Annotated in this window: 13 protein-coding genes and 1 pseudogene; 9 read left to right on the top strand and 5 right to left on the bottom strand. The window is 70.8% G+C overall.

What is annotated here, in order from left to right:
* The first annotated feature begins 96 nt into the window (after positions 1 to 96).
* Together ORV05_RS03860 and ORV05_RS03865 are read left to right on the top strand one after the other, a co-directional pair.
* The gene (locus tag ORV05_RS03860; RefSeq protein WP_268757069.1) at positions 97 to 2,487 is read left to right on the top strand and encodes a GH92 family glycosyl hydrolase; all 2,391 of its coding nucleotides are present in this window, start codon (positions 97 to 99) and stop codon (positions 2,485 to 2,487) included.
* Between the two features lie 184 nt (positions 2,488 to 2,671).
* Positions 2,672 to 3,034 carry a DUF3817 domain-containing protein gene (locus tag ORV05_RS03865; RefSeq protein WP_268757070.1) on the top strand — a complete coding sequence of 121 codons (363 nt, stop codon included), beginning with the start codon at positions 2,672 to 2,674 and terminating at the stop codon, positions 3,032 to 3,034.
* Between the two features lie 88 nt (positions 3,035 to 3,122).
* Here ORV05_RS03865 and ORV05_RS03870 read toward each other — a convergent pair.
* Positions 3,123 to 4,345 (bottom strand): annotated as a pseudogene (locus ORV05_RS03870) (IS110 family RNA-guided transposase).
* Positions 4,346 to 4,632: 287 nt separating this feature from the next.
* Entirely contained in the window at positions 4,633 to 5,133 is a 501-nt protein-coding gene (locus ORV05_RS03875) for a MarR family winged helix-turn-helix transcriptional regulator (protein WP_268757071.1), read from the bottom strand.
* A gap of 83 nt (positions 5,134 to 5,216) precedes the next feature.
* Between ORV05_RS03875 and ORV05_RS03880 the strand changes: the two genes are divergently transcribed.
* Positions 5,217 to 5,543 (top strand): thiamine-binding protein, encoded by a 327-nt coding sequence (locus tag ORV05_RS03880; RefSeq protein WP_268757072.1) that lies wholly within the window; start codon positions 5,217 to 5,219, stop codon positions 5,541 to 5,543.
* Between the two features lie 31 nt (positions 5,544 to 5,574).
* Positions 5,575 to 6,546, top strand: a complete 972-nt coding sequence (locus ORV05_RS03885) for a tetratricopeptide repeat protein (protein ID WP_268757074.1) — start codon at positions 5,575 to 5,577, stop codon at positions 6,544 to 6,546.
* A gap of 87 nt (positions 6,547 to 6,633) precedes the next feature.
* On the opposite strand, the gene ORV05_RS03890 is transcribed toward ORV05_RS03885, so the two are convergent.
* Complete coding sequence (locus ORV05_RS03890) at positions 6,634 to 8,097, bottom strand: neutral zinc metallopeptidase (protein ID WP_268757075.1); 1,464 nt, start codon at positions 8,095 to 8,097, stop codon at positions 6,634 to 6,636.
* Between the two features lie 58 nt (positions 8,098 to 8,155).
* Here ORV05_RS03890 and glgP point away from each other — a divergent pair, with 58 nt between their 5' ends.
* On the top strand, positions 8,156 to 10,735 hold the full coding sequence (gene glgP / locus ORV05_RS03895) for an alpha-glucan family phosphorylase (protein WP_268757076.1): 2,580 nt from the start codon (positions 8,156 to 8,158) through the stop codon (positions 10,733 to 10,735).
* A 73-nt stretch (positions 10,736 to 10,808) separates the two neighbouring features.
* Here glgP and ORV05_RS03900 read toward each other — a convergent pair whose 3' ends face one another.
* Together ORV05_RS03900 and ORV05_RS03905 are read right to left on the bottom strand one after the other, a co-directional pair.
* Positions 10,809 to 11,201, bottom strand: a complete 393-nt coding sequence (locus ORV05_RS03900; RefSeq protein WP_268757077.1) for a rhodanese-like domain-containing protein — start codon at positions 11,199 to 11,201, stop codon at positions 10,809 to 10,811.
* A complete protein-coding gene (locus ORV05_RS03905) occupies positions 11,198 to 11,734 on the bottom strand; it encodes a cysteine dioxygenase (protein ID WP_268757078.1) in 537 nt (178 codons plus the stop codon). Before ORV05_RS03905 ends, ORV05_RS03900 begins: the two co-directional genes overlap by 4 nt.
* A gap of 257 nt (positions 11,735 to 11,991) precedes the next feature.
* Here ORV05_RS03905 and ORV05_RS03910 point away from each other — a divergent pair, with 257 nt between their 5' ends.
* The 4 genes from ORV05_RS03910 to ORV05_RS03925 are packed head-to-tail and all read left to right on the top strand — an operon-like array spanning position 11,992 to position 15,775.
* The gene (locus tag ORV05_RS03910) at positions 11,992 to 12,804 is read left to right on the top strand and encodes an ABC transporter ATP-binding protein (protein WP_268759688.1); all 813 of its coding nucleotides are present in this window, start codon (positions 11,992 to 11,994) and stop codon (positions 12,802 to 12,804) included.
* A 44-nt stretch (positions 12,805 to 12,848) separates the two neighbouring features.
* Positions 12,849 to 13,628: an enoyl-CoA hydratase/isomerase family protein gene (locus ORV05_RS03915; RefSeq protein ID WP_268757079.1), complete on the top strand. Its 780-nt coding sequence runs from the start codon at positions 12,849 to 12,851 to the stop codon at positions 13,626 to 13,628.
* A 2-nt stretch (positions 13,629 to 13,630) separates the two neighbouring features.
* Complete coding sequence (locus tag ORV05_RS03920; protein WP_268757080.1) at positions 13,631 to 14,608, top strand: class I SAM-dependent methyltransferase; 978 nt, start codon at positions 13,631 to 13,633, stop codon at positions 14,606 to 14,608.
* Positions 14,609 to 15,775 carry a class I SAM-dependent methyltransferase gene (locus ORV05_RS03925; RefSeq protein WP_268757081.1) on the top strand — a complete coding sequence of 389 codons (1,167 nt, stop codon included), beginning with the start codon at positions 14,609 to 14,611 and terminating at the stop codon, positions 15,773 to 15,775.
* Positions 15,776 to 15,785 lie beyond the last annotated feature (10 nt).

Here is a 15,785-nt window from a genome sequence, read left to right on the forward strand (position 1 = left end):
AGCGGTACCGGAGCGCCTTACTCCGCGCTCCGGTACCGCGACGTGTGGTGCCCCTACGCCGTCACGACGGCGCTCAGAAGCACGGAAAGGGCAGGTATGACAGGGAAAACGCGGGCGCTCGTCGCCGCGCTGGCCGTCCCGGCGGCGTTGCTGACACCGGTGACCGCCGCCGCACAGGGCGGGGACGCGCTGGACGCGGTCAACACCTTCATCGGTACCCAGGACGAGGGCAACACCTTCCCCGGCGCGTCGGCGCCGTTCGGCATGACGCAGGTGAGCCCGATCGGCTCGCACTACGCGGGCTACCAGTACACCGACACCGCCATCCGCGGCTTCGGGCACTTCTTCCTTTCCGGGGCGGGCTGCTGGGAGCAGGGCGGCCTGGTGTCCACTTTGCCCACCACGGGCACGGTGGCACCGGGCGGTACCTTCGATACGGCGAATCCCGCTTCCTTCGACCAGAAGCGTTACGCCTCGCCGTACACGCACGACGGCGAGGTCGGCAAACCCGGGTACTACAAGGTCCACCTGACCGGTTACGGCGGTGTCGACGTGGAGACCACGGCGACCACCCGGACCGGGGTCGAGCGGTACACCTTCGACACGGCCGGGCAGGCCAACGTGTTCGTCAACACCGGACAGGCCAACGACAAGGAGCCGGTGAGCGGCAGCAGCGTCCGGATCGTCGACGACCGGACGGTCGAAGGCACCGTCAGCTCGCAGGCGTTCTGCGGCGGCAAGCCCTACACCACCTACTTCGTCACCCGCTTCGACAAGCCGTTCACCTCCTACGGCACCTGGTCGCCTTCCGGCGGCGTGCCGGGCAGCCGGGAGTCCTCCGGCGGTGCGGGCCTGCGGGGCGCGTGGCTCACCTTCGCCGACCCGCACCAGGTGACCGCGACCACCGCGATCTCCTATGTGGACGCCGAAGGGGCGAGGCGCAACCTCGCCGCCGAGGGTGGCGGCGGGTTCGACCAGGTCCGCGCCGCGACGCAGCGCACCTGGCGGAGCGAACTGTCCTCAGTGGACATCACGACGAGTTCGGTGGACGACCGGGCGGTGTTCTACACCTCGCTGTACCACACTCTGCTGCAACCGCTGACCGGCAACGACGTCGACGGCCGCTACCGCGGGTTCGACGACCGCATCCACCGGACCACCGGCTGGACCTACTACCAGTACTTCTCCCTGTGGGACACCTACCGCACCCAGAACCAGCTTCTCGCGCTGCTGCGCCCGGCGCGGGCGCGTGACATCGCCCGCAGCATCCTCGCCATCCACGACCAGGGCGGCTGGCTGCCGCGCTGGGCCTACGCCAACCAGGAGACCAACACGATGACCGGCGACCCGGTCACCCCGTTCCTGGTGGACCTGTGGCGGTTCGGGGCGCTGCGCGGGCTGGAAGGGCAGGCGTACGAGGCACTGACCGAGAACGCGAACGGCGTGCCCCCGGCGAGTTCGCCCTTCGAGGGGCGGGCGGGCAACCAGAATTACACCAGCGCCGGTTTCGTCCAGTACGACCCGGACTTCCCGAAGAAGGGGCAGGACGTCGACCCGCAGCACGGCGCGTCGGCCACTTTGGAGTACGCGCTGGCGGACTGCTCGCTGTCGTTGATGGCCCGTGGGCTCGGCCGGACGCGGGACGCGCAGGCGTTCGAGGCCCGGAGCCGCAACTACCAGGTCCTGTGGGACGCGAGTGTGACCGATCGCGGCTTCACCGGCTTCCCGCGTCCGAAGGTGACCGGCGGCGCCTGGTTCACCCCGGCGAGCGGCCCGTACAACCCCGAGGGCCAGGACGGGTTCCACGAGGGCACGGCCTGGCAGTACCAGTGGCTCACGCAGCAGGACGTGCCGGGCCTGGTCCAGCGGATGGGCGGGCAGCAGGCCGCCGCGGCCCGGCTGGACGACTTCTTCGCCTACTCCGACCTGGTCGCGGACCCGGCGAAGACGGTGCGCGAGGAGTGGGTCAACGGCCCGTACAACTACTACAACCAGTTCCGCTACAACCCCAACAACGAACCGGACCTGCACTCGCCGTGGATGTACACGCTCGTCGGCCAGCCGTGGAAGACCTCCGCGGTGGTCCGGGCGGCGCACACCCTGTTCACCAACGCGCCGAACGGGGTGACGGGCAACGACGACCTCGGCGAGATGTCGGCCTGGTACGTGCTCAGCGCGCTCGGGCTCTACCCGGCCGTGCCGGGCACCGGCCAGTTCCTGCTGAGCGCGCCGCGGTTCGCCAAGTCGGTCGTGCACCTCGACGGCGGGCACGACGTGGTGATCAACGCGGCCGGGGCACGGGGCTCGCGGTTGCAGTACGTGCAGGGGCTGCGGGTCTCGGGCGCGGACAGTGACCGCGCGTGGATCGGGGTCGACCGGCTGACCCGCGGGGTCACGCTGGACTACCGCCTCACCGAGGACGCGTCCGCGGCGGGCTGGGCGACGGGCCCGCAGGGGGCACCGGCGTCCCCGTGCGCGAGCGCGTAACTTTCGAAACGGTAGCCGTCGGGGGTCGTGATGATGATCACGACCCCCGATGTTCCGGTGAGCAGCATCACGGCGCACACTGGGTATCGGCGCGTCCGACAACGTCGTTGTGGCCGGAGAGGGAAAAGCCCGTCCGGCCGTCGTTGTCGGACGGTTTTTGTGTGCATCGTTAGGGAGGAAAGTCGTGTCCAGCAAGGCCGCTCTCGTGTTCCGCGTGGCCGCAGTCGCCGAGGCGTTCTCCTGGGTGGGTTTGCTGATCGGGATGTTTCTCAAGTACGTCGTGCATGCCTCCCACGAGGGCGGCGTCCCCGTGCTCGGCATGGTGCACGGCGTGATCTTCCTCTGCTACGTCGTGGTGACGCTGTCGGTGTTCAAGCCGCTGGCCTGGAAGCCGAAGACACTGGTGATGGCGCTGCTGTCCAGCATCCCGCCGCTGTTCACCTGGTGGTTCGAGACCTGGGCGCTGCGCACCGGCAAGCTGGACGGCCCGGAACGGCTGACCTACGGCGGCACCGGCCTCTTCGTCCGCGAGCCCCTCTCCGCCTGATCTTCCCCGGCGTAGGCCCCTCTCATCCCTGAGAGGGGCCCTCGTCGTGTCCGCGTGGTGCCGTGAAGACATCCCTGGGTTTTGTTTGTCAAGCGGCGGTCTGCTCGTGTTGGTGGTGTGTCCAGGCGGTGGTTTCGTTGTAGGGGGTGTGGGTTTTGAGGCATCCGTGGAGGATGCCCACGAGTCGGTTGGCGAGTTGGCGTAGGGCGGCGTAGTGGGTGAGGCCGCGGGTGCGGAGTTGGTCGTAGTAGGTGCGGGCTCCGGGGGAGGCTTTCAACGCTGACTGGGCTTGGCGCATCAGGGCGTCGATGAGGCGGTCGTTGCGGACGTAGCGGGCCCGTACGGTGGTTTTGCGGCCGGAGGCGATGGTCAGGGGGCTGGTGCCGGCGTAGTTCTTACGGGCCTTGGCGTGGCGGTAGCGGTCGGGGTCGTCGCCGAACTCGGAGAGCACCCTGGCGCCGAGGATCTGTCCGAGACCGGGCTGGGACAGGTAGATCTCGGCGTCAGGGTGCCTCCCAAAATGGGTCTTCACCTCGCCCTCCAGCTCACTGATCTCGCTGGTCAGGGTCGTGATCACCGAGATCAGCGAGCGGGTGACCGCCGCGGAAGCGGCGGTCAGGACCGGGCCACGCCCCAGATGCTGGGCGCGTAGCGCCGCCCGGATCGCCTCGGCCTTGCCCGTGACGTCACGACGGCCCGCCCTGCTCAGCGCACTGGTGATCTGCGCGCGGGACAGCCTGGCCGCCCGCGCGGGATCCGGGGCTTTGGCCAGCAAGGCCAGCGCCTCGGGCGCCCCCAGGTCGGCAAACGCTTCGAGCGCGGCCGGGAAATACTCCCGCAACACCGCCTGCAACCGCAGCAGATGCCGGGTCCTGTCCCAGATCAGGGACTGATGCGCCCGGGCCAGCTGCTGCACCCCTCGGCCAGGTCACTGTCCCCGGCAACCTCACGCAACTGGTGCCCGTCAGTGCGCACCAGATCCGCCAGCACATGCGCATCCCCGGCGTCGCTTTTCGCACCCGACACCCCCAACCGCTCCCGCGAACGCGCCGCCTGCCGCGGATTGACCGCGAACACCCGATACCCCGCCGCGACCAGCGCCGCCACCCACGGCCCCCGATCGGTCTCGATCCCGATCAACACCTGGTCCGGCTCGGCATCGGCGGGCAACCACCGCGCCAGCAACTCATGCAGCCGCGCTACCCCCTGCACTCCTTCCGGCAACCGGGCCCTGACCAGCCGCCGCCCGGACGCATCCTGGATCTCCACATCATGGTGATCACACGCCCAGTCATCACCCACGAACAACACCACGCCCTCAACCCTCCAACCACCAGTCCGTATCGAACGAGTCACCGGCAGCCACGTGGAAGAAGATCAACGGCCTAATGGTCAAGTGCTCACACCACACAGGTCGGCACGACATCCCTTCAGTGATCAACCTCTTCCACCACCAGCAGGGGCACGGTCTTCACGAAGATCTCAACAAACCCGGGACCCACAAGTGCTCACCCACCAGCAGCCACCACATCCGAGCCTGCCAAACCAGCCCGAACACACCCCATTAGGGACCCTTCACGGTCACCCGACGCGACTGGTTATTCGACGAAGTCGCCGGTGGCCTTGCGGATCCTGGTGAGCAGGTCGGTCAGCTGAACGGTCTGGTTCGGGGTGAGGCCCACCAGTCCGAAATCGATCGTGGTGACCGCCTTCGTCGCCTCGGCGTGCCGCGCGCGCCCCTCCTCGGTGATCTCGACGAGCGTGGTGCGCCGGTCCGTCGGATGCGGCACACGTTTCACCAGGCCGTCGCGCTCGAGCCGGTCCACGATGTTGGTGACGCTGGTCGGGTGCAGCTGCAGGCGCTCGCCCATCACCCGCATCGGCAGGCTGGCGCGCCGCGAGAACGACAGCAGCACCAGCGCCTCGTAGCGGGCGAAGGTCAGCCCGTGCGGTTTCAGCGCGGTGTCCACCGCGGACTGGATGATCTGCTGGACACGCATCAGCCCTGTCACCGCGGCCATCGTGCCCGAAGGGCCGATCCGTTCCTCCCACAGCTGGGCGGCGCGGGCGATCGGATCGAACGGTAAGGGGCGGTTCATGTCCTGGGAAGCTACCAGCGGGTTTTCGGCAGACTGGGCAGGGTAGTGCCGAAACTCGTGGCTCAACTCGAAAGGGAGCGGCGATGCTTGTCGCATTCAGTGTCAGCCCGGCCGGTGGCGATCCGGACGGCGGGGTGAGCGAGGCGGTCGCCCGTGCCGTCAGGGTGGTGCGGGATTCCGGGCTGCCGAACTCGACCAATGCGATGTTCACCAACGTCGAGGGCGAGTGGGACGAGGTGATGGACGTCGTCAAGCGTGCCGTGGAGGCCGCGGGGGAGGGCGCGGCGCGGGTGTCGCTGGTGCTCAAGGCCGACATCCGCCCTGGTTACCAGGGTCAGCTGACCGCGAAGGTGGAGCGGGTCGAGCAGGCATTGGCCCGCACGGGCGAGCAGCCGCGGGACGGGCAGTGAAACACCGCGGCGCCCGTGCCAGGATGGTGCCGTGACATATCCACGCGGATCAGCAGCGAACTCAGCAGCCCTGTCGGCCGCGCTGTCGGGCGCGGTCGACCTGTCGGCGCTGAAGGCACGCGCGGAAGCGGCCGCGCGTCAGCAGCAGCGGCCCTCCTCCCAGGGCGCCGAGCCGGGTCCGGCCGCCGGGGGCGGCGCGGACGGCGCCGTGCTCGACGTCACCGAGGCCACCTTCCAGACCGACGTCGTCGAACGGTCCCTGCACCAGCTCGTCGTGGTGGACCTGTGGGCCGAATGGTGCGGGCCATGCAAGCAGCTCAGCCCGGTGCTGGAGCGCCTCGCGGCGCAGTCCGGTGGCGCCTGGGTGCTGGCCAAGGTGGACGTCGACGCCAACCCGCGCCTCGCGCAGCTGTTCGGAGCCCAGTCCATCCCCACCGTGGTCGCGATCGCGGGCGGCCAGCCGGTCGACGCCTTCGCCGGCGCGCTGCCCGAGCCGGAGATCAAGCGGTGGCTCGGTGCGCTGCTCGACGCGCTGAAGGACAGGTTGCCCGGGATCAGGGACGCGCAGGCCGGTGCGCCGGTCGAGGAGCCGGAGGACCCGCGGTTCACCGAGGCCGAGGATGCCTTCGAGCGGGGTGACTTCGCCGCGGCGGAGGCGGCCTACGAGCGCATCCTGGCCGCCGAGCCCGGCAACGAGCTGGCCAAGGCCGCGCTGGTGCAGGTGCGCTTCGCGGCCAGGGCCACCAAGGCCGACCCCACCGCCGTGCAGCGGGCCGAGGCGGCTCCGGACGATCTGGACGCGCAGCTCGCCGCCGCCGACTACGAGATGGCCCAGAACCGCGTCGAGGACGCGTTCGGCAGGCTCATCGGTGCGGTGCGCCGCACGGCGGGCGAGGATCGCAACCGCGTCCGTGAACACCTGGTGAGTCTGTTCGAGCTGTTCGACCCGGCCGACGAGCGGGTCGCGAAGGCCCGGCGAAACCTCGCCAGCGCCCTGTTCTGAGAGCCACGGCCACCGGTTGTGGCCGGTGGCCGTGAAGGGCCCCTTCACGGTCGAATCGACCGTGAAGGGGCCCTTCACGGCTCCGCCTCAGCCGTACTGCTTGCTGCAGGGCGACGAGCCCTGCAGGTAGCCCACACGCATGGCTTCGACCCGGCTGAACCCGGCGTCCACGCGCTTGCCGTTGACGTCGGAGGCGACCAGGCTGTCCGGTCGGAGCAGGTCGGAGATCGCCTCGTCGAGGTCGCCCGCCGACAACCGCATCGCCCCCTGCTCCGTGGTCGTGGCGGTCACCGCGGCCCAGGCGCCCACGAGGCAGGCGGTGCGCAGGCCCGCGTTGGGGTTGTCGATCGAGGCGCCCTTGCCCTTCTGGATGCCCAGGGCGTAGCGGGACGCGATTTCGGAGAAGGCGGCGAAGTCACCGTGCCCGCCCTTGGACTGCCCGCTGAACTCACCCTGCTGGTCCACCGGCCTGCCGAGGGCGGCCAGCGCCGACAGGTCCACGGTGACCGTGTTGGAGCTCGGGCAGTAGGAAGCAGGCGGGGTGGCGGGACCGCCCTGGCAGCTGCCGCCCTGTGCCACGATCTTCGGCCCGGCCACCCCGGCGGGCTGGAACGCCGAGTCCAGGCTCTTCTGCAGGTAGCCGATGGCGTCCTTGTCGATCGTCATGTCGCCCGCGTTGGCGTTCTTCTTCTTGTCGTCCTTGTCGAAGGGGCGCTCGGTCAGGCGGGGCTTGATGTTCTCCAGCCGGAAGCCCGCGCACTCCTTCGGGCCCTTCTCGAAACCGGCCTGGAAGGCGAAGAGCCGGTCGAACGCGGTGCCGTGCGACTGCTCGCCCAGCGCCGAGTCACCCGCGGTGTCGCGCACCAGGAACAGCGACGACAGCGCCGCGTTGAGACCCTCCGAAGTGGAGACGTTGAAGTACTTGCTCTTGCCTTCGGCCACCCAGCGGAAGTAGCCGCCCGCGAAGCAGTCGGCCTGCTGCTCGGTCACGATCGTCGGGGTGTCGCGGGTGATGCCCGCCTTGTCCATGAGCCGGAACTGCACGGCGTGCCCGAACTCGTGCGCCAGCACGGTGACCACGGACAGCTGGCCGAACTGGTCGATCATCGCGGGCAGCAGCACCCCGCGGTCCCAGGAGACGGAGTCGTCCTTGCCGCAGTAGAAGGCGTTGACGAGTTTTTTGGTGTCCCCGCAGCCGCTGTGCTGGTTCGGGCCGTTGGAGTCGTAGGACAGCAGCGTCTTCACCGGCTGGAACTGCATCCCGAAGTCGGCGGGCAGCTGCTGCGACCAGTAGGCCTCGACGTCGGCGATGGTGGCCGTGGCCACGCGGTCGGCGTCGTCGTCGGCGACGTTGCGCACCTGGAGCTGTGGTTTCGGTGCGTCGGTCTTGAGCCCGCTGCTGAAATGGGTCACCGGCAGCCCGTCCACCGAGCCTGGCGAGGTGCTCCCTCCGGTGCCGCCCGGACTCTTGCCGCCGCAGGCCACCAGGCCGAGTGCCAGCACTCCCGCGATGACGGCGGCCACTGGCCGCCGCGATCCCCCTGTACGCATGTTCACCGTTCCCTGATCACCTACAGACACGCGCACCATACCGATATCGTCAGTAGCTATGAGAGCAATTCGCCGGTTCACCGTTCGCGCGAGCCTTCCGCCGTCGCTCGCCGGCCTTCGTGAGCTGGCGACGAACCTGCGGTGGACGTGGCATCCGCCCACGCGGGACCTGTTCGCTTCGATGGACGACGAACTGTTCCGCCGGGTGCGCGATCCGCTGCGGATGCTGCTCGCGGTGCCGCAGGCCCGGCTCGCCGAACTGGCCGCGGACGAGGACTTCCTGTCACGGGCGCGCGCGGCCACCGACGACCTCCGGCACTACCTCACCGAGGATCGCTGGTACCAGCGGCAGCGCGGGCCCGGCGCGCCGAGTGCGGTGGCCTACTTCTGCATGGAGTTCGGGGTGCACGAGGCGCTGCCGAACTACTCGGGCGGGCTCGGCGTGCTGGCGGGCGACCACCTCAAGGCCGCCTCCGACCTCGGCGTGCCGATGATCGGCGTGGGGCCGCTCTACCGGTCGGGCTACTTCCGGCAGGCGCTGTCCCTGGACGGCTGGCAGATCGAGCACTACCCGGTGATCGACCCGAGCGCGCTGCCGCTGCGACTGCTCACCGACGCCGGGGAGCCGGTGCTGGTGCACGTGGCGATGCCCGGTGGGCGGGACCTCTACGCGCAGGTGTGGCAGGCCAAGGTGGGCCGGGTGCCGCTGCTGCTGCTCGACACCGACGTGGAGGTCAACGACGAGGACCTGCGCCGGGTCACCGACCGGCTCTACGGCGGCGATGCCGACCACCGCATCCGCCAGGAGATCCTGGCCGGGATCGGCGGCATGCGGGCGGTGCGGCGCTACTGCGAGCTGACCGGGCACCCGCAGCCCGAGGTGTTCCACACCAACGAGGGGCACGCGGGCTTCCTCGGCCTGGAACGGGCTCGCGAGATCATCGAAGAGCGCGCGCTCGAATTCGACGAGGCGCTGTCCGCGGTGCGGGCCGGCACGGTCTTCACCACGCACACGCCCGTCGCGGCCGGGATCGACCGGTTCCCGGTGGACCTGGTGCAGCACTACTTCGGCGACGGCCGTCTGGTGCCGGGGCTGCCGACGCGGCGCATCCTCGCGCTCGGCGCGGAGGACAACCCGGGCATGTTCAACATGGCCCACATGGGACTGCGGCTCGCGCAGCGCGCGAACGGGGTGTCCGCGCTGCACGGGCGCGTCACGCGACGCATGTTCGGGCGCCTGTGGCCCGGTTTCGACTCCGACGAGGTGCCGATCACCTCGGTGACCAACGGGGTGCACGGCCCGACCTGGGTGGCGCGGGAACTCACCGCGCTCCTGGGCGGCAAGCAGCGGGAGGAGGACGGGTGGGGCCCGGACTTCGACCCGGCCCACCTGCCCAGCCGCCAGGGGGTCAGCGACGAGGAGCTGTGGGCGCTGCGGCGGGACCTGCGGCAGAAGCTGGTCGCCGAGGTGCGGCGCCGGGTGCGGGACTCGTGGCTGCAGCGCGGCGCCTCGGCGCTGGAACTGGGGTGGGTCAACAGCGTGTTCGACCCCGACGTGCTGACCGTCGGGTTCGCCCGCCGGGTGCCCACCTACAAGCGCCTCACACTGATGCTGCGCGATCCCGAGCGGTTGCGCGAGCTGCTGCTGGACGAGGAACGGCCGATCCAGGTGGTGGTGGCGGGCAAGTCCCACCCCGCCGACGAGGGCGGAAAGCAGCTGATCCAGCAGATCGTCCGGTTCGCCGACGATCCCGAGATCCGGCGGCGCCTGGTCTTCCTGCCCGACTACGACATGTCGATGGCGCGCTACCTCTACCGCGGCTGCGACGTGTGGCTGAACAACCCGACGCGGCCGCTGGAGGCGTGCGGCACTTCGGGCATGAAGTCGGCGCTCAACGGCGGACTCAACCTGTCCATCCGGGACGGTTGGTGGGACGAGTGCTACGACGGCAGCAACGGCTGGGCCATCCCGACCGCCGACGGCATCCGGGATCCCCTGCGGCGCGACGAACTGGAGGCCGCGGCGCTGTACGACCTGCTCGGGCAGCAGGTGGCGCCGCTGTTCTACAAGCGTGACGGCAACGGGGTGCCGAAGGGCTGGATGTCGATGGTGTGGCACACGCTCGACACGCTCGGCCCCCGGGTGCAGGCCTCGCGGATGGTCCGTGAGTACGTGGAGTCGTGCTACCAGCCCGCCGCCGTCGCGGTGGCCGCCGCCGCCCGCGACGGCTACGAGGGCGCGAAGTCGCTGAACCGGTACCGGACCCGGATCGACACGGTGTGGAACCGGGTGAAGGTGGTCGACACCGAGCTGACCGTCGAGCCGAACGAGACGCTGGAGGTCGGCAGCGAGGTCCGCGTCAGGGCCAGGGTGGACCTCGCCGGGCTCGCTCCGTCCGAAGTGGAGGTCCAGGCGGTGGTCGGCCGGGTCGGCGACACCGACGACCTGCACGAGCCGGTCGCGGTGCCGATGGCCGTCCGTAGCGTCCCGGAGCCGGACGGCCCTGGCGTGTTCACCGAGTTTTCCGCCCTGTTGCGCCTGCCGCACGCGGGTTCGCTCGGCTACACCGTGCGCGTGCTCCCGCACCACCCGATGCTGGCCTCCCCGGCCGAACTGGCCCGGGTCGTGCACGCCTGAACCCGGCGGTTTTCGGAGAGCGGGGGACGTTTGCTGCGAATCATTCGCAGCAAACGTCCCCCGCTCCGACCGGCTACGGGATCGCGGGGGTGGGGCCGGGGCGGACCGGCAGGCCGGCGGCCCGCCAGGCCCGGAACCCGCCGGCCAGGTCGGTCGCCAGTGGCAGGCCCAGCCGTTTCAGGTCGGCGGCGGCGAGGCTGGAGGCATAGCCCTCGTTGCAGACCACGATCACCGGCCGGTCGGCCCGCACCTGGGGGATGCGGTGCGCACCGGCCGGGTCGAGCCGCCATTCGAGGTGGATGCGCTCGATCGGCAGAGACCCGGGGATCTCGCCCTCCTCGGCGCGAAAGCGCTCGGGACGGATGTCCACCACCAGTGCCCCCGCCGCCTGCATCGCCTGTGCTTCGGCGGGGCCGACGCGGTCCAAGCTGGACCGGGCCGCTGCGAGCAGCTCTTCGACCGTCATCGCACCAGCTCTGGCGGTGCCGCCGGTGGTTCGGCGGGCGCGTCCGCGAACGACGGGTACTCGCGCATGGGCAGCAGCGGCGGCGAGTAGGCGTGCACGCTGGCCGAGGGTGCCCGACCCGCGGTCAACTGGTGCGTTCGCGCGAGCCCGAAGCCGATGCCCGCTCCGGCCTCGTGCACCCGGGTGCGCAGAGGACGGCCGGGGGAGCGGTAGGTCTCGGTCAGCCTGCCCTGAAGCACGGTGAACGCGCCGGCCGCGCCGCCGTGGTCGTGGGGCGGGGTGTGCTGGCCGGGCAGCCACGAAAGCAGCCACAGCTCGACGCCGTCGGTGAGGGCGAGCCGCGCCCACCACCGCCGCTCGGCGTCGAACCGCAGGATGCCCTCCAGCGGGCCGGGCAACTCCTCGGCCACCCGGCGGGTCAGCTCGGCGAGCTGGCCGGGCGTCCAGCGCAGCCGTTCCGGGTGCAGCAGGTCGGCGGTCAGCCCTCCGGCGAGACGCGGATGGCTTTCGAAATCCAGGATGCAACGGGTCAACGCGGGCTCCGTGAGGTCGCGACTAGTGGGCCGGGTGCGTGACGGGTGTGTGCCGCGTCACGCCCCGATACTGCCCGCCGAGGCGACCAGGAGCAGATCCACGGTGCGGTCGCGCCAGAACCGGCCCGCGCTCGCGGGTCGCGGGAACGCCGAGGTGACCACGGGATGGATGCTGCCACGATCCGGGGGTGAGGTGGGCGATGTCTCAGCCACTGGTACCGGGGGCGGCTCCCCGTGCCCGGCCGCCGATGGGAACAATGGGGGCCGTGAGCGAGCCGAACAACCTTGACGACCTCGTGGTGCGCCTGTCCGGTGTGGGAGTCCGCCGCGGGCGCAGCGATCTTCTCGCCGGCGTCGACTGGACCGTCGAGCTGGACGAGCGCTGGGTGGTGCTCGGCCCCAACGGCGCGGGCAAGACGACCCTGCTGAGGCTGGCCGCCGCGGAGTTGTTCCCCACGGTGGGCACGGTGGACCTGCTGGGCGAGCGCATGGGCAAGGTCAGCATCTTCGACCTGCGCCCCCGCATCGGCTTCACCTCCGCCGCGCTGGCCGCGCGCGTGCCCGGTGACGAGCTGGTGCGTGACGTGGTGGTCAGCGCCGGGTACGCCGTGGTCGGCCGCTGGCGGGAGGCCTACGACCGGCTCGACACCGACCGCGCGATGGAGCTGCTCGGTGCGATGGGCATCGCGCACCTGGCCGAGCGCACCTTCGGCACGCTGTCCGAGGGGGAGCGCAAGCGGGCGCTGATCGCCCGCGCGCTGATGACGGACCCGGAGATGCTGCTGCTCGACGAGCCCGCCGCGGGGCTCGACCTGGGGGGCCGCGAGGACCTGGTGGCCCGGCTGTCCACGCTCGCGCTGGATCCCGACGCACCGGCGATGGTGCTGGTGACCCATCATGTCGAAGAGATCCCGCCCGGTTTCACGCACGCGTTGCTCGTGCGGGAGGGGCGTGTCGTGGTGTCCGGTCTGCTGGACGACGTGCTGACCGCGGAGAACCTGTCGAAGACCTTCGACCAGGACCTGGTGCTCGAACGCTCGGGCGACCGGTTCTTCGCCCGTCGCCGGTAGAGTCGGCTACCAGCCAGTAGCGTGACAGTTAAGGAGGACTGAGCGTGGGCGAGTTCGTACGGCTCGAGGTGGACGGCGGGGTCGGCACGATCCGGCTGGACCGGCCGCCGGTGAACGCCATCAACAACCAGGTGCAGGCCGAGCTGGGCGAGGCCGCCCGCGAGGCCACCGAGCGGGCCGACGTGCGCGCCGTGATCCTCTACGGTGGCGAGAAGACCTTCTGCGGGGGCGCCGACGTCAAGGAGATGGCCGCCCGCTCCTACGCCGAGATGCGCTCCTTCGGCACCGCGCTGCAGAACACCGTGGCCGCGGTGGCCGCGATCCCCAAGCCCACCGTCGCCGCGATCACTGGCTACGCCCTGGGCGGCGGCCTCGAACTGGCGATGGCCGCGGACCGGCGCATCGCCGGGGACAACGTCAAGGTGGGCCAGCCGGAGATCCTGCTCGGCATCATCCCCGGCGCGGGCGGCACCCAGCGGCTGGCCCGGCTGGTCGGCCCGAGCAAGGCCAAGGACCTCGTGTTCACCGGCCGGTTCGCCAAGGCCGAGGAGGCGCTGAGCCTGGGCATCGTCGACGAACTGGTCGCGCCCGACGACGTCTACACCGTCGCGCTCAAGTGGGCCTCGCAGTTCGTCAACGGCCCGGCGGTGGCGCTGGCCAACGCGAAGGCCGCCATCGACGGCGGGCTCGACGGCGACCTCGCCAGCGGGCTCAAGCTCGAGACGTACCTGTTCACCGCGCTGTGGGCCACCGAAGACCAGAAGAACGGCATGCGGTCCTTCGTCGAGAACGGGCCGGGCAAGGCCACCTTCGAAGGGAAGTAACGGTGAATTCCTCCCCGGACCCCGCGCCCAATCCCCACGCCACCGCCGAGCAGGTCAAGGCCGCCTTCGACGACCCGAAGCTGGCCAACGTGCTCTACCACGACTGGGAGGCGGGCACCTACGACGAGAAGTGGTCCATCTCCTACGACGAGCGCTGCATCTCCTACGCCACCGGCGTGTTCAACGCGGTCGCGGGCGAGGCGGGCCAGCCCTACCCGACGGCGATGGAACTGGGCAGCGGCACCGGTTTCTTCCTGCTGAACCTGATGCAGGGCGGGGTGATCAAGAAGGGCTCGGTCACCGACCTTTCGCCGGGCATGGTGCAGGTGGCGCTGCGCAACGCGGAGAAGCTGGGCCTGGACGTCGACGGCCGGGTCGCCGACGCCGAGCGCATCCCGTACCCGGACAACAGCTTCGACCTGGTGGTCGGGCACGCGGTGCTGCACCACATCCCGGACGTGCAGGCGGCGTTCCGGGAGGTGCTGCGGGTGCTCAAGCCCGGCGGACGGTTCGTGTTCGCGGGCGAACCCACCAAGATCGGTGACTTCTACGCCCGCAAGCTCGGCCAGTTCACCTGGTGGCTGACCACCAACGTGACGAAGTTCGGGCCGCTCAACGGGTGGCGCCGTCCGCAGGAGGAGCTGGACGAGTCCTCCCGCGCCGCCGCGCTGGAGGCCGTGGTCGACATCCACACCTTCGACCCCAGCGAGCTGGAGCGGATGGCGGCGGGCGCGGGCGCGGTTGGCGTCAAGGCTGCCACCGAGGAGTTCGCCGCGGCGCTGGCGGGCTGGCCGATCCGGACGTTCGAGGCGGCCGTGCCACAGGAGAAGCTGACCGTGCGCTGGCGCCTGTTCGCCTACCACCTGTGGCTGCGACTGTCCGCTTTGGACAAGAAGGTGCTGTCGAAGGTGCTGCCGCGGGAGCTCTTCTACAACGTGATGATCACCGGCCGCAAGCCGGACGCCCCGGCCGGGCCGTAGTTGGCGTACGCGTTCTCCCACGCCGACGTCGGGTTCCTGTGCTCGGCGGAGGGCGAACGGGTGCTGGCCGAATGCGCCGGACTGCCGCTGACCGACCGCAGCCGCATCGCCGACGTCGCGGCCGCCCGCCGGATCGCCGGCGAGCGGTTCGCGGCGGCGGTGCTGGAAACGGTGCTGCTGCGGCGGAAGTCGGAGTCCAAACTGGACGACGGGCGGAACTGGCTGTACACCGCCGATGCCCTCCAGCAGGCCAGCGCGACGGCGGTGGCCCGGCACCGGGCCGCCCGGCTGGCCGGCCGGGACGTGCACGACGTGACCTGTTCGATCGGCGCGGACACCGCGGAACTGGCCAAGGTGGCCCGGCGCTGCCTCGGGTCCGACCTGGACGACGTCCGGCTGGCCATGGCGCGCCACAACTGCCCGGGAGTGGCGCTGGCCCGCGCGGACGCGCTGCACCCGGTCAGCCGCGGCATGGTGATCGTCGCAGACCCCGCGCGCCGGGACTCGACGGGCAGGCGGACCTGGCGGCCGGAGGATTTCGTGCCGCCGCTGGACGAGCTCGCCCGCGTCTACGCGGGGCGCGATCTGGCGGTGAAATGCGCCCCCGGACTGGATTTCGCCGTCGCGCCCTGGGCGGCGGAGGTGGAGCTCGTGTCGCTGGACGGGCAGGTGCGGGAGGCGTGCCTGTACTCGCCGGGCCTGGCCACCGCCACCCGCCGGGCGACGGTGCTCGGCGGCGACGGTACGGAATGGACGATCACCGACGCCGATCCCGGTGATGTCGGCGCCGCCGAGCCGGGGGAATGGATCGTCGACCCGGATGGCGCCGTGGTGCGCGCCGGGCTGGTCAAGCAGTACGGCGCCCGGCACGGCCTGTGGCAGCTGGACGAACGCATCGCCTATCTGACCGGCCCCGAGCCGCCGCCCGGTGTGCGTGCCTTCCGCGTGCTGGAGCACGGGCCGTACCAGGAGAAGGCGTTGCGGGCGCTGGTGAAGCGGCGGGCGATCGGGCGGCTGGAGATCCTCGTGCGCGGCCTCGACGTGGATCCGGACGCCCTGCGCCGGCGTCTCAAGCCGCGCGGCCCGGTGGAGGCCACGCTGGTGCTCACCCGGATCGGGCGCGCCCCGGTGGCCTTCGTCTGCGAAGCCGCCCGGATCCCCGCCTGACCCGGCCGAT

This window comes from Amycolatopsis cynarae, assembly GCF_026802195.1.
GTDB lineage: Bacteria > Actinomycetota > Actinomycetes > Mycobacteriales > Pseudonocardiaceae > Amycolatopsis_E > Amycolatopsis_E rhizosphaerae.

What these genes read in the sequence shown, in the direction of transcription:
- ORV05_RS03860 (WP_268757069.1), top strand. Translation starts at nt 97, where the DNA reads ATGACAGGGAAAACGCGGGCGCTCGTCGCCGCGCTGGCCGTCCCGGCG.
- ORV05_RS03875 (WP_268757071.1), bottom strand. Translation starts at nt 5,133, where the DNA reads ATGAACCGCCCCTTACCGTTCGATCCGATCGCCCGCGCCGCCCAGCTG.
- ORV05_RS03880 (WP_268757072.1), top strand. Translation starts at nt 5,217, where the DNA reads ATGCTTGTCGCATTCAGTGTCAGCCCGGCCGGTGGCGATCCGGACGGC.
- ORV05_RS03890 (WP_268757075.1), bottom strand. Translation starts at nt 8,097, where the DNA reads ATGCGTACAGGGGGATCGCGGCGGCCAGTGGCCGCCGTCATCGCGGGA.
- glgP (WP_268757076.1), top strand. Translation starts at nt 8,156, where the DNA reads ATGAGAGCAATTCGCCGGTTCACCGTTCGCGCGAGCCTTCCGCCGTCG.
- ORV05_RS03900 (WP_268757077.1), bottom strand. Translation starts at nt 11,201, where the DNA reads ATGACGGTCGAAGAGCTGCTCGCAGCGGCCCGGTCCAGCTTGGACCGC.
- ORV05_RS03910 (WP_268759688.1), top strand. Translation starts at nt 11,992, where the DNA reads ATGGGGGCCGTGAGCGAGCCGAACAACCTTGACGACCTCGTGGTGCGC.